At 44.5% G+C, this 14,145-nt stretch carries 12 protein-coding genes and 1 other RNA gene; 1 reads left to right on the top strand and 12 read right to left on the bottom strand.

Annotation, left to right across the window (positions count from 1 at the left end; all coding sequences use genetic code 11):
• Positions 1-9: 9 nt before the first annotated feature.
• The 5 genes from ACRRU2_RS07040 to ACRRU2_RS07020 all read right to left on the bottom strand — a co-directional run bounded on the left by ACRRU2_RS07040 (position 10) and on the right by ACRRU2_RS07020 (position 4,597).
• On the bottom strand, positions 10-2,400 hold the full coding sequence (locus ACRRU2_RS07040) for a hypothetical protein (protein WP_331701024.1): 2,391 nt from the start codon (positions 2,398-2,400) through the stop codon (positions 10-12).
• A 2-nt stretch (positions 2,401-2,402) separates the two neighbouring features.
• Entirely contained in the window at positions 2,403-3,179 is a 777-nt protein-coding gene (locus ACRRU2_RS07035) for an ABC transporter ATP-binding protein (RefSeq protein ID WP_432500528.1), read from the bottom strand.
• 203 nt (positions 3,180-3,382) lie between these two features.
• Entirely contained in the window at positions 3,383-3,823 is a 441-nt protein-coding gene (locus tag ACRRU2_RS07030; RefSeq protein ID WP_331701026.1) for a DUF4190 domain-containing protein, read from the bottom strand.
• 5 nt (positions 3,824-3,828) lie between these two features.
• Positions 3,829-4,041, bottom strand: a complete 213-nt coding sequence (locus ACRRU2_RS07025; protein ID WP_331701027.1) for a DUF1540 domain-containing protein — start codon at positions 4,039-4,041, stop codon at positions 3,829-3,831.
• Between the two features lie 55 nt (positions 4,042-4,096).
• A complete protein-coding gene (locus tag ACRRU2_RS07020) occupies positions 4,097-4,597 on the bottom strand; it encodes a DUF3907 family protein (protein WP_331701028.1) in 501 nt (166 codons plus the stop codon).
• 158 nt (positions 4,598-4,755) lie between these two features.
• Here ACRRU2_RS07020 and ACRRU2_RS07015 point away from each other — a divergent pair, with 158 nt between their 5' ends.
• Complete coding sequence (locus tag ACRRU2_RS07015; protein ID WP_432500527.1) at positions 4,756-6,633, top strand: S8 family peptidase; 1,878 nt, start codon at positions 4,756-4,758, stop codon at positions 6,631-6,633.
• A 556-nt stretch (positions 6,634-7,189) separates the two neighbouring features.
• Here the strand turns inward: ACRRU2_RS07015 and rnpB are convergent.
• The 7 genes from rnpB to ACRRU2_RS06980 all read right to left on the bottom strand — a co-directional run bounded on the left by rnpB (position 7,190) and on the right by ACRRU2_RS06980 (position 14,076).
• An RNA gene (rnpB, locus tag ACRRU2_RS07010) (RNase P RNA component class A) lies at positions 7,190-7,595 on the bottom strand.
• A gap of 80 nt (positions 7,596-7,675) precedes the next feature.
• Positions 7,676-8,797 carry a Nif3-like dinuclear metal center hexameric protein gene (locus tag ACRRU2_RS07005; RefSeq protein ID WP_432500526.1) on the bottom strand — a complete coding sequence of 374 codons (1,122 nt, stop codon included), beginning with the start codon at positions 8,795-8,797 and terminating at the stop codon, positions 7,676-7,678.
• Positions 8,773-9,621: a tRNA (adenine(22)-N(1))-methyltransferase gene (locus ACRRU2_RS07000; protein WP_432500525.1), complete on the bottom strand. Its 849-nt coding sequence runs from the start codon at positions 9,619-9,621 to the stop codon at positions 8,773-8,775. Before ACRRU2_RS07000 ends, ACRRU2_RS07005 begins: the two co-directional genes overlap by 25 nt.
• On the bottom strand, positions 9,621-10,457 hold the full coding sequence (locus tag ACRRU2_RS06995) for a hypothetical protein (protein WP_432500524.1): 837 nt from the start codon (positions 10,455-10,457) through the stop codon (positions 9,621-9,623). Before ACRRU2_RS06995 ends, ACRRU2_RS07000 begins: the two co-directional genes overlap by 1 nt.
• A gap of 106 nt (positions 10,458-10,563) precedes the next feature.
• Positions 10,564-11,694 carry an RNA polymerase sigma factor RpoD gene (gene rpoD / locus ACRRU2_RS06990; protein ID WP_331701033.1) on the bottom strand — a complete coding sequence of 377 codons (1,131 nt, stop codon included), beginning with the start codon at positions 11,692-11,694 and terminating at the stop codon, positions 10,564-10,566.
• A 36-nt stretch (positions 11,695-11,730) separates the two neighbouring features.
• Entirely contained in the window at positions 11,731-13,563 is a 1,833-nt protein-coding gene (dnaG, locus tag ACRRU2_RS06985; RefSeq protein WP_432500523.1) for a DNA primase, read from the bottom strand.
• A 42-nt stretch (positions 13,564-13,605) separates the two neighbouring features.
• Positions 13,606-14,076: a YaiI/YqxD family protein gene (locus ACRRU2_RS06980; RefSeq protein ID WP_331701035.1), complete on the bottom strand. Its 471-nt coding sequence runs from the start codon at positions 14,074-14,076 to the stop codon at positions 13,606-13,608.
• Positions 14,077-14,145 lie beyond the last annotated feature (69 nt).

The raw sequence follows: 14,145 nt of genomic DNA, 5'->3' as shown, positions 1-14,145 counted from the left end.
ACAAACCTCCTAACTCATAAATCCAATGTCGGACAGCATAATCTTACCAGGGCCGCTCTGAAAGCGGAATGTAATCCGTTGAATAGCTGTAGGATCTACTTTTGCTGTTTTATTTTTATCGGAATCAATGAAAGTAAATAAGTCCATGGGGACAACAAATGTTTGAAAAACCGTTTCTGCCGGCTGTTTATATTTTTCGTTTTTAATGCGCTGCTCCAGCCATGACAGCGATGTAAAGCTTGCATACATCGGCGCGGCAACCGGCATATGATCATTTAGCTCCAGCACTAATATTTCGCCGCTGTCTGTTTCAAGCTCAATCTCCACAACCGGCGTTGGGGGCAGCTGCTCTGCTCTTTCCTGTTCCGCATCTGCGGGGACAAAGCTTGCAGAAGGCTCCAGCCTATTCCCTTCTGCTTCAGCGCTATCGCTGTTAGCTTGCTGCGAGGCATTAGCCCCTTGCTGTTCATTACTCTGCTCTGGCGTCTCGCTGCCTGCCGCTTCGATTAACTCATGCTCCATATTCGCTAAAGAAAATACAAAATTTGCTTCGCCTAATCCGCCAAGCTCATCTGAAGCCATGTCGGACAGCAGCAAATCATATTGCGCACCCGCTTCTTCCCATTCCAGCTCAATCCCTTTTACATCCTTGCTTTGCCCATCTCGATTTTTGGCATAGGCTTCATTCCAGCCTGTCATGCCAACTGCATTTTGCTCCGACACAATAGGTCCTGGAGCAATCGGCACAAAGCTGGATTCCTCGTAACGGCTTATATACTGTGTATCAGGCAGCCAGTCAGTGACGCTGCGGTAATCTTGAAATAGCTGCTTAAATTCAAATTTATCATTTAAAGCAGCTTCTAGAAATGCCGACACATAAAGCTTTGCAATATTTTGCTGCTCTTGCTTCGATAGCATGCCATTGCGATTCAAAAACAATCCGCCCGGCAAACTTTCATCCATCGTCCCCCACTTGGAGTTAAACTGGCTATGATTTGCATCTGCAATATATAGCGCAGCTTTAAACCTATTTTCCCCGCTTAAACTGACTCTGGCATATTGCCTTTCTCCAAAAAAATTGTTAACATCCGCATCTCGAGCGCCTTGCAGCGTTAAATAATACGTATCTTTAAGCTCTGCATATTGATCTTGAATGGCTGTATCGGTAGGCGCTAATGCGACAACTGCTTTTACAGTATACTCCTCCTTGTCAGGCAGCGCAGCAGCATCGTCGAAGAATCGATCACGGTCTGCTGCCATAGCAGCAGCCTGCCCTCCTCTAGAGTGTCCAATTATAGCTAAATTGTGCATATCAATTTGATTTTCAAATATAGTTGCGCTGCTGTTCCATTTCTTTAATTGGTTAATATGCTGCAGAAGCACCCAAGCACGCATTAGCATATCGTTATCCGGAATGCTCGACCATGCTGAATAGTTCAAAAAATTTTCATCGACCGATACAGCTATTATGCCTCTGCTGGCAAGCAGCTCGCCCAAATATTCATAGCCTTCATCGGAGAAATATTCCATAAGATGATTGCCGTGAACGATTAAAGCTAGCGGAAAAGGGCCCTTGCCTTCTGGCATCCATACTGTGCCATTAACTGGCAACCCGGCGGCGTCGAACCCCCAAAAAGCTTTTTTCAGCCAAGACCAATGCGTAATGTAAGAAGAAGCATCTACTGGATCAGAAATGAGATCAACCTGGCTGCCAAACCATTTGCGATGCTTATCCTTGCCGCTTCCATACGTATATTTATGATAAGCATATTGCCCTGGCTCAGCTGGATTATCCGTCTCCAGCACTGCTGCAGCGTTGTCGTTAGCTACCCAGCTGTCTGTAAAATGCTTATCGCGTTCAGGCACTGCAGATGGTCCATTTATAGCAAGTACCGTTAACAATGCAGTCATAATTATAGTACCTAGCGCCGCCATTATTATTTTTGATACAGATTTAAGCCGGGCGTAATAGAGCCAGCCCAGAAAATAACCTGAGCAAATGCCGAACGAGCAATAAATAAAGGCGAAAACAATAGATATAGGTCGTCCTAGCTCGGCATAACTCAATATAAAATAAACTTCTAAAAACAAAAAAATAGCAGCTGCGCATACTTTACGTGGAATCGGCAGACGTATCAGCGTAAATAAAAAACTGACGATGGGCACAAAAATAGCTAGACCGAGTAAATTGGCTGCAATTGCAGCGCCAAAGTCAATCCAGACCCCCAGTCCGGTAGGCACTCCTCTTGCTGCAAGCAGTACAGCAACTACACTTAATGCAATTAAAGCTCCAACAGCTACATGACTTCTTGCACCATCAAGGCGATATTTCATCGCATAAATCCGGCTAAATCTATCAATCAGCTTGCGATTGCTCGAATAGCCTATTTTGACTTGCATTGTTATCCTACAACCTCCAGCCAATTTCTCCCGTTTCTTTTTTCAATTTTGACATTTACATCAAAAAAATCGCTCATCGTTTCCGAATGAAGCACACTCTCTGTATATCCTTCAGCATACGCTTTGCCGGATTTTATTAAAAACGTTTTAGTAAAACAAGGTAATATTTCTTCAACATGATGGGTGACATAAATTAATGTCGGCGCGTTATCCTGCTTCGCAATGCGGTCGATCATGGACAAGAGCTGCTCTCTGGCGAAAATATCCAGACCCGTACAAGGCTCATCTAGAATCAGCAGCTTCGGTTTATTCATAAGCGCCCGCGCTATCAATATACGCTGCTTTTCGCCTTGAGACAAATTGCCATAATTTCTGTGCGCAAAGGATTGACAGCCGAGCTGCTCCAGCAACCGCTCCGCTTCCTGCTCATCCTCGGCAGTTATTTCATCATAAACGCCGATTGTTGAATATTTTCCGCTAAGCACTGTTTTCAGCGCCGAATCCGTTGCATACAGCTTTTGCTGCAGTGATGTGCTTACCCAACCGATGCTTTTACGCAGCTCACGCAAATCATACTCTCCAAATTTGTGTCCTAATACTGACACAGAGCCGCTGGTAGGCCAAATATAGCCGTTAATCATATTCAGCAGCGTAGTTTTCCCCGAGCCGTTAAGACCAAGCAAGCACCAATGCTCACCGCTTGCAATTGACCAGCTGACCCCCTGCAGAATCGTGTCATCACCGCGCTCCCATGTAATGTCCTTCATCTCAACTATCATAGTAGTTTCACCCCGCCCAAACTGTTAATGCTAGAATAATAAACTTAAATATCTTCTACTATCATACAAGAAATCCTTTAATATCGAAAGTTTCGCAAGAATATACAGCTTCCACCGTCCTTAAGACGAGCGCGTTAAAAAAAGGAGCTGCTGATATGGAATTCCATATCAGCAGCTCCTTATAACAAATCGTTTGAAAAAAATTATGCAATAAAGGAATAATACAGTGGCACTACAACTAAATTAAAGGCTAATGTCGCGGCGCCCAAGCCAATCGCCCAGCCGCCTAGCGTACGGCTATTGCTTCGGTAAGCCATAATTCCAAGCACAATTGCAACTACGCCCATAATTAAAGGCCATATAAACCATGACGCTATCGCAAACACTAATCCGGCCCAGCCAAGCGCCTGATTGGCTTCACTGGCATCCACCTCATCAAGTTCGCGATTATCAATACTTTCATTATAATTCCTGCCTGCTTCACTGCTTGCATGCAAATTTGGATCTGCATATGCAAATTCAGCTGCAAACTCTTCATCATTTTCCTTCATTACGCTCATGTCATCCAAATCAGGGCTGCTCCAATTGGTCATGAATGAATCAAAATCAGAGTGCTCGTCCAGTTGATCCTTATCTCGATCCATTATGCTCACCCCTTAGGCTTGAATGTTTGACAGCAGGTTGCAGATGATTCAATAGCTTCATCTTGATGGTAAAGGCCTAAATCGTCTGCAGCAAATTCCTCTTGGAAATTTTCCTGTGCATGCTGATCGATATCAATAAGAATTTCATCAGCATTACAACGGTTTCCTTCCTTCCAATAGCTGCAATTCGATACGCTGCAATTTACGCCATTTGGCATAAAAAAATCACCTCCACTATCAAGGTTCCCCCGATGAGAAGTGATTCATTCTGCCTTATTTTTGTGCTTGCATTCGTTTTTGCGTCATATAGTCATTTTCATAAAAGGCTAACTCATCGCGCAGTTCCTCGAAAATTTTGGCCAAATCAAGAATCAAAGCGCGTACAGCTGGATTAGGCTTATATCTAAATCTGATCGCATCCTGACCTGTATATGCATATCTGCCATCCTCTGAGTAGCATTCATTTTTCGGATAAAAAAATACATTAATACATTGCTGATACACTTCATATAACGTTTTTGCTGCGAGCTCGTCAGTCGCCTGCTGCCTGCGGTGCAGCACCCATAATTTTTCAGAGCATACTTCGGAAAATACTAGCAAATGCCGCAAGTCGGAAAGCAAACCGGAATAATAAGCTACTGCTTCATCTGTTCCATCATCTTCAGCGAGCTGACTCAAACAATATTTATTTAAGAACGGCTCCAGCAGCTCAATAACTTCTTTTAACCGATCGCTTGCCATCTCACTTAATGCTCTGACATTAGCTGACAACATTTGGTAAATCCCCTTTCATACCTGCCACAAACAAAGTCGAAACATCAATATAGTACCACAAATAAAGGCAAAGCGATATAACTTCTAAATCGAATAAAAAAATGCACGAATAGCAACCCTAACTATGCAAAGAACGACTACAGGAGGCCTCACTAAATATGTCCAAAGCATGGGTTACCGGCTTCACCATTATTGCGCTTATCGCCTTGCTGCTGCCTGCAGCTACTTTAACAACACCTAAATCGAAACAAAAAATGAATCACGTAACACCTCAGGCCGTGCATCCCGTACAAGAGCAATCATTCAAGCAAGCAGCGCTTGAGCGGGATATAAAAGCGACTTCCCAATTAATGACGGATGAAACAAAAAAAGATTTGAAACAACTCCTTCAATCTATTCATGGTCATTCAAATTTGAATCAGGCAATTGACTCACTTATGAAGGAACATCCTTATCTTGTTTACATTTCCGTTACACAGCCGCAATCAAGCTTAGCGAAGGGAAAGCTTCCGCCCACGAGAAGCGGCTTGGCAGATCAATTGCTGCTGGAAGCATCAAGCAAAATAAAAACGAATGAAATGTATATTTCAGATTCTTTTCACTGTGACAAAGGCAGCTTGTTCCGTATTGTAGCCATACCTGATGAGTCTGCAGCCGGCCATGGCGCAATCGCGGTAATGAAAAAAGATGTTTTAAAATCTGTCGAAGCACATCAAAAGCGTAATTTGCGTTTAATTCCGTATCCTGCAGAGGGTAATTATCGGATTGAATCTGTTTTGCCTAATACGACCAAAGATGTTACTGTCAAAAATGGCGAGGATAACCAAAATGCAAGCCATTATCACATTAAAGATGCAGTCGTGCATTTTCATCGCGAATTGAATGACAAAGAGCTTGCCCAAATTGAAAAAGAAGTACAGGCAAAAGTAATTCAGCAGCTGCAGGACAGCTATATTTTCAGATCGACTCATGTTGAAGCTAAAGAGCTCATTCAATACTTCAAGGCAAACTGGAAGCCTGAATTTGCCGAGCCTCATTATTTATATTTAACGAATGAAACAAACGAAACAAATGAAGCTTTAGGCAGCGAGCAATCTCCGGTTATTCCAAATGATGTGCTTTATTCCAAGTATCAGTGGAATTTGCCGTCTATTGAAACTGAAAAAGGCTGGAACATTTCCAAGGGCACAGATGATGTAATTATTGCGGTTCTTGATACTGGCGTTCAAACGAATCACCCTGACCTTGCCGGAAGATTTGTGGATGGAACAAATATAGTAGACCCTTCCAAAATGCCGGAGGATGATGTAGGTCATGGTACTCACGTTGCTGGTATTATCGGAGCGACTGTCAACAATACAGAAGGCGTTGCAGGCGTTTCCTGGTTCAATAAAATTATGCCGGTCAAAGTGCTGGACAGCAGCGGCGCCGGGTCTACCTATTCTGTAGCTCAAGGTATTATTTGGGCGGTAGATCATGGTGCTAAAGTAATCAATATGTCGCTTGGCAATTATGCCAATGCAGAGTTTTTGCATGATGCGGTCAAGTATGCCTATGAACGCGACGTTGTGCTGGTCGCAGCCAGCGGCAATGACAATACAGACCGTCCAGGCTACCCGGCAGCTTATCCGGAAGTATTTGCGGTTGCGGCTACCAATAGCGGCAAGCAGCGCGCCTCCTTCTCCAATTATGGCGACTATATCGATGTTGCAGCACCAGGTGAAAGTATTGCCAGCACCTACCCAGGCAACCAATATGCCGCTTTGTCCGGCACATCGATGTCAACACCGCATGTGGCGGCATTAGCGGGGCTAATCAGATCTGTGCGGCCAGAGCTGACCAATGAGGAAGTTATGAATATTATGCGCAACTGCACCGTAGACCTTGGCGATCCTGGAAAAGATATTTATTTCGGCTATGGCGAGGTAGACGTAGACAAAGCGCTTCAAGCAGCAAGCCATTACACTGGCACTCTGCAAATGTTCCCGAGCCAGGTAAAGAAAAGACTGGAGCGCATTGCTAATCAAGCATCGTAGCGCTTCACTTTACGATCTAAAGCATTTAGTGAAAGTAATCCAATCCTGATGCATTTAGATGCTGCTTGAAACTTAACGATTTATCACGGACACAGAGATATTCTTACTCACGATCTTTCGGTCTACAAAAAGACGAAACAAGTGAATAGATGTTTCTGTGTCCGCTTTGTATTTTATTAAATTGAAATAAAAATTTTAATTACGTTGTTATTTGTTATTGAATAACAGGATCAACAAAGAACGACAAAAAAGACCGCTTCTCATAATGAGAAGTGGTCTTATTCCTTAAACAAGGATGATCTGTTCAGTACAGTATTGATCCTGCAAAATCGCAGTGTATTTCTCAGGCTGTTGAAAAATAATTCTAACAAAGATTAGCAGCTCTATGTGTGAATAATCCTCGTTTTTAGGCATCATTTGAACCAAATAAGGCCACATATCTTCGTTAGATTTTTACAACAACGCTTTTTGCTCAATAGTGCAAAATCAAATCAAAATGATAATCAAGAATCAAACCGATGATCAGTATTCGTATTATTGTTTAATAATAACTCGTGCGGAAAGCTTGCCATAAGCCGGGTTCTGTACTCCTGGTGGTAATAACGGGAACGACCCTCCCACGGGAAGTGACAATCATCTATCTAGGCTGTACATTGCTGTACAGCTCCAGCAACCAACCCGGACACGCCCCGGGTCAGGGCTGCAGCTCTAGGCTGCTCTGTCCTCTCGGTCTTGCTCCAGATGGGGTTTACCAGGAACATAGTCACCTATGCTCCTCGTGGTCTCTTACACCACGGTTCCACCCTTACCTGTTTCGGCTTGAAGCCGATCATCGGCGGTCCATTTCTGTGGCACTATCCTTCAGCTCGCGCTGACTGGACGTTATCCAGCATCCTGCCCTATGGAGCCCGGACTTTCCTCTCGCAGTAACAAAGACTGCCAGCGATTGTCTGTCAAACTTTCCGGTGCATCGTTAAGTATACAAGGTAATACACGAAAGCTCAAGTATAAATAACAGGATAAATAGCTATAGTTAACCAGTTTATACGAATTGGAAAGGTTCTGTATGCAGCTTGGACGCGACAATTTTAGTGTCCATTTTCTCTGCAAGCAATTTGTCAGCCAGCCAATCCGCAACTTGCTGCTTCATGACCTTTTCTATATTATGGCCCGCATCAATTATAGTCATGCCTGCAGCCAAAGCATCATGCGCTGTATGATAGTCGATATCGCCTGTCACGAGCACATCTGCGCCTGCAAACTTAGCTTTTCCTACATATTTTGCGCCTGAGCCGCCTAATACGGCTGCTTTTCTAATAGGCGTATCAAGCGCTCCTACAACCCGAAGCACAGGAACATCAAATGCGGCTTTGAGGCGCTCAGCAAGCTCGCCAAGTACGGCAGGCTGCTCCAGCTTCCCTGCTCTGCCTAGTCCATAGCTTCTGCCTTCGAGCAATGTCGGAAACACATCATAGGCAGCTTCTTCGTAAGGATGCGCCTTAATCATCGCCGATACAATTTTTCTATGCTTGCTGGCTGGAATAACTGTTTCCAGCCGAATTTCTTCAGCCTTCTCCAGCTTGCCGCTCGTCCCTACATAAGGGTTAGTTGCTTCTCCAGGCAAAAATGTACCTTCACCGCGTACAGCAAAGCTGCAGCTGCTATAATTGCCAATCTCTCCGGCGCCAGCCTGCCATAAAGCTGCACGCACTGCATCTACATGGCTTTCCGGCACATAAACAACAAGCTTCAGCCAATCATCCTGGTACACCTGTTCCAAAAAGGTGCGGCCGCTTTTCTCGATACCGATCTGATCCGCAAGCCAATCATTAATGCCGCCTTCAGCCACATCGAGATTTGTATGTGAAATATATACGGCAATATCATTTTTTATTAATTTTTCATACAGCTTCCCCACCGGAGTCGAAGTATCGATTTTGGCAAGCGGCCGAAATATAATCGCATGATGAGCAATAATGAGCTCAGCCTTAGCCGCGATTGCTTCCTCGACCACCTCATCCGTCACATCTAATGCAACGAGTGCGGTTGATATTGGCTTATTAAGTGTACCAAGCTGCAAGCCAATCCGATCATTCTCTACAGCATAGCGCTTTGGCGCCAGCTGCTCCAGAAGCTGAATTAGCGCTTGTCCGTTGATAAGCATCGCAATACCTCCTCCAATACTTTAATTTCATTACGGAATGCAGCCTGACGCTCCGCTGCATCCTGTTTGTCTGAGCCCTCCAGCTGCCGGCAAATCCAATTCAGCTTATCGAGCTCTCCTTCCCATTTGCTTATAAAAACCTTTTCCGGCTTGCGAAGCAAATAAGGTCCCATTTTGTAGACGACATCTGCAGCAATGACCTTATCCAGCTTGCTGTTAAGAAAGCTGCCGTCATAAGCCAGGCTGAGATAAAAGCTATATTTGTCCTCTGTCTGACTTATGCTCGTTTCAGAAGGAGATAAACGATTCATCACTGCATTCAGCTCATTTTCCGTCAAATCATTTGCGGCAACAAGCATTTCGTAAATTTTACCGTCTTCTTCAATAATTGCCTCTTCAATTAAATACCATTTATGCTCTGCAAGCCAGCGCCTTACTGCCTCCTCGCCAACATTTGGCTGAAGGATTAACTTTCGCACGCCATGCAGCTTCCCATTCACTCTGCCAGCTTCAAGAATATCGCGCATTAAGTTTCCGCCCATGCCTGCAATCGTTACTGTATCTGCTTCACCCTCGCCTGTCAGAACAGATAAGCCGTCTCCCTGTCTAACGTCCAAAAGGTGGCTCAATCCAGCTGAAGCGGCTTGCTTCTTCGCTGCATGAAAAGGACCTGCATTAAGCTCGCCTGCAATTGCAGAGGAGCATTTTCCATTTTGCAGCAAGTATACGGGCAGCAGTGCATGATCTGAGCCTATATCAGCAACAATTGAGCCTTCTGTTACATAATCTGCAATTGCTTGCAATCGTTTTGACAGTTTTACCATTAGACTACCCACACCATCCATCGTTTGCGCATAAGGAAAAGTACTGCTCCTCCCAGCGCGATTTTAAATAAAATTTGCAATTGTATAATAGCTGTTCCTTCGAAAGCCAGCAAAGAGTAAACTTCAGGCATAAACCAGACCAGTGCACATATAACAAAAAGCACGGCTGCAACCGGTTTGGACCATCGGTGTATAAACCAGCTAGTCCAGCCGAATATTACTGCAATCGGCAGCCAGTACAGCTGAATCTCGAACCATTTCGGTTCGGTAGTATAAGTATACAGCATCCATCCATAAACAAGTAATGAGGCTAACCAGCCGCTTAGATGGAGCATAGGAATATTCATTTTGATGCCGCAAATAATCCATAGCAGAGCACATGCGCTAAGCAGTAAAATTTTCCAAAGCATATCTTCCCATTCATGAAGATTCAATATGTATAATCCGCCGCCAAGCAGAACCAGCATGGCGATTCCAATGCAGGCTATGCCCGAGCTTTCTGAGCGCTTGCGAATTCGCGCTCCCATCCATAAAAGTGCTATCGTTCCGAGGACAACTACAGAAATTTGCAAAGTGGTCGGAAAACGGCTAAAATAAAACACAAGAATGGAAATAAAGGTAAATGTTCCTAAAGTAAGGAACCACTGTAGGCCTGTTGCCTTTTGAATCGTTGCAACTGCTTTACCGACTGCGCTTTGCTGCTGCTGAATGCTTGTAGTCTCTTCATCATCTGCGTATAGATTCAACAGGAAATCGCAATATTGATCCGGAAGCAGCTTGCTTTTTCGCCAGTTAATAATTTCATTGACTATAATTTGCCTGCGTTCCTGATTCATATAAGCTCTGTTTCCTTTCATAAGCATATGGAAGTCATTCAATTATTTTGCTGTACTTGGAAAAAAGACCTCGCTGCCGAGGCAGAAAGGTCATGTTATCCAGCATTTATTCTAGGAAATCCTTCAATCGCTTGCTGCGGCTAGGATGACGCAGCTTGCGCAGCGCTTTCGCTTCAATCTGACGGATACGCTCGCGTGTAACACCGAATACTTTGCCAACCTCTTCAAGCGTTCTTGTGCGGCCATCATCCAATCCGAAGCGAAGTCTCAGCACATTTTCTTCACGCTCAGTCAAAGTATCCAGCACATCCTCAAGCTGCTCTTTCAGCAGCTCATAAGCTGCAGCATCAGCCGGGGCTAGCGCCTCCTGATCTTCGATGAAATCGCCTAAATGCGAATCGTCTTCTTCGCCGATTGGCGTTTCAAGAGAAACCGGTTCTTGAGCGATTTTCATAATTTCACGAACCTTCTCCGTGCTTAGCTCCATCTCTGCAGCAATTTCTTCAGGAGTCGGTTCGCGTCCAAGCTCTTGAAGGAGCTGTCTGGACACGCGAATCAGCTTGTTGATGGTTTCAACCATATGAACGGGAATACGTATCGTACGCGCTTGGTCAGCAATTGCGCGAGTGATCGCCTGGCGAATCCACCAGGTCGCATAGGTACTGAATTTAAAGCCCTTTTGATGGTCGAATTTCTCAACCGCTTTAATTAGCCCCATATTACCCTCTTGAATCAAATCCAGGAACAGCATTCCACGACCAACGTAACGCTTGGCAATACTTACTACTAGTCGCAAGTTAGCTTCAGCCAATCTTCGCTTTGCTTCCTCATCGCCATTTTCGATTCGAATTGCCAGTTCAATTTCATCATCGGCAGAAAGCAATGGAACCCGGCCAATTTCTTTTAGATACATCCGAACGGGATCGTTAATTTTAATGCCTGGCGGAAGCGCCAAATCATCATCAAAATTAAATTCATCCTGCTCCCGCTCTTGATCATCATTCGGCCTGCCAAGCGGATGCTCCTCTTCGCTTTCGTTTTGAACCTCGATGCCAAGATCGTCCAGCTGCTCGAAAAATTCATCGATTTGCTCTGGATCCTGGTCAAACGGAGACAGCTTCTCCATAATTTCTTTGTACGTTAGTGTTGATCGTTTTTTGCCTTGCTCAATGAGCTGATCCTTGACACGATCTAATTTTAGTTCAGTATCCAGTTCAGTATGTTGATCATTCGCCATCTTCCGACTCCCTCCTCCCTAGATGCGTTAATCAGGTCAACCTTTTAACTGTTGCTCTAGGGTTATAATCTCGCTTAACATTTTTGCTGCCGTAATGGCATCGCCAGCTCGCTCTGCCCGAATCATCTCTTCTTTCTTTTGCTCGATGATGCGTAATTGAGGCACTTTTATAATTTGTTCTACAAATTCTTCCATTATATCCTCATCAAACGGCATATCGCCGTCCATCATTAAAATGGAAGCTGTCACTTGCTCCAGCCGTGCATCGTGCAGCGTCTCCATAAAGCGGGCAGCGTCGGCTTCATAGCCTTGTGCGTAATAAGCATATAAATAAGCAGCAATTGCTGCATGATCAGCTACATTAAACGCATCGTTAATGCGTTCATGCACTGTTTGTGCTACATCACGATCTCGAATCATTACGTGAAGCAATCTACGCTCAGCGTAAGTATATGCGGGCATTAAGACAGGTCTATCGCTTGTACGCCGGTTTTCATTCCTACCATTATTCCACGAATTGTCGTTATTATCCCTTTGCGGATTGTTTTTTTGCCTTTCAAGCCGCAATTGATGACAATCCTGCTTCAAAGCATCTAGCGAGATATCAAATTCTTTGGAAAGCTCCTTCAAATAAATTTCTCTCTCTGTAGACGTCTCGACATCAGCAATCGTTTCGATCGCTTCCATCAAGTAGTTTTTTCTGCCCTCTTCATTTAACATTATATGGTTTTTCTTTGAATATAGTAGCTTGAATTTTGTAACAGAAACACTATCGTCAAGGGTAGTCCGCAAAAACGCTTCTGCACCATATTCGCTAATATAATCATCCGGGTCTTTGCCTCTGGGCAGCATCGCAATCATAACCTTCAAGCCGGCGGCTTCTAAAAGTGGAATGGACTTTGAAGCTGCTGCTTGCCCGGCATCATCGCCGTCATAGCATACAATAACTTCCTGTGCCTGCCGTTTCAATATAGCGCAATGCTCTTCCGTCAGCGCGGTACCCATCGTTGCAATGCCATTGCTTAGTCCAGCATGCCAAGCTTTAATGACATCCATATAGCCTTCAAACAAAACGGCTTGCTTTCTTTTTCTAATGGCTGGCCTTGCCTGGTGCAGATTATAAAGCGTGCGGCTCTTTGTAAACAGCTTCGTTTCAGACGAATTCAAATATTTGGGTTGACCTTCTCCTATTATTCGTCCGGCAAGCGCAATAGCGCTGCCGTCGCGGTCATGTATTGGAAATATGATTCGACTGCGAAATCTGTCTACATAGCCGCTGCCGTCCTGCTTGGCAGCTACAAGGCCGTATTTTTCCATCAGCTCCATATCAAAGCCGCGTTTGGAAAGGAAACGTGTTAATATATCCCACTCATCAGGTGCATAGCCGATTTGAAACTGACCAATCAGCCGATCGCTCATTCCTCTTTCTTTTAAATACTGCTTCGCCTCAAGCCCTTGCTTGGTGTTATTCAACACATAGTGATAAAACTTAACGGTCAGCTCATGCGCTTCAATTGCTTTTGTCCGCTCAGGATCCTTGCTCGCAGCCGATCCGCCTTCTGGCGAGCTCCAAGTTACGGGAATGCCTGAATCTTCTGCAAGCACGCGAACCGCCTCAGGAAACGAGTAGCCTTCCATCTCTTCTACGAAGCGAATAACATTTCCGCCCTTTCCACAGCCGTAGCAATGGAAAATTTGAAGCTCAGGCGTAACCGTAAAAGAAGGGGTGTTCTCTGAATGAAATGGACATAATCCTTTCATATATTTGCCGTGCTTCGTGAGATGAACGTACTTCCCAACTGTTTCAACTATGTCATGACGCGCTCTTACCGCATCAATAACCTCCTGTGGAATTTTGCCATAAGACAATAGTTCATCACCTTCATCCTAGTAACACGTAAGTAATATTCGCTAAATTTCCGAGTTCTCCTGCAAGTTTTGCAAAACTTTTGTCAACTTTTGTTGAAATCTTTCTCGATCCTCCGGCATAAGCGGCTTTGGTCCCTTTGTCCGGCCTCCGCCACGTCTGATTTTGGCTTGCACATGCCTGCGCTCCATCAAATAATCGATATTATCATTCGTATATTCCTCTCCTCGAGGCGATATGACTAATGCACCTTTGGCAAGCGCAATGCAGGCTAGTCCAAAATCTTGCGTCACTACGATGTCGCCTTTGCGGGTTCTGTTCACGATATATAAATCGGCCGACTGATTGCTGCGGTCAACCTGTACAATCTCAACGCCGGCATGATCTGCGAGCCTATGATCGAAAGAAGCAACCATACATACATGAACCGAAAAATCGGCTGCTGCTGATATAATTTCCTGCTTTACGGGACAAGCATCGGCATCAACGATTATAGCAGGGCTTTGCCTACACATTTTAACCACTCTCCATTTGTTCACTTAAGCGGTTATTATATGCCGCAACAATAATGCTGCTACATTATA

It is taken from the genome of Paenibacillus sp. GXUN7292 (genome assembly GCF_050864975.1).
Taxonomy (GTDB): Bacteria; Bacillota; Bacilli; order Paenibacillales; family Paenibacillaceae; genus Pristimantibacillus.
This window is presented reverse-complemented; position numbering and strand designations above follow the sequence as displayed.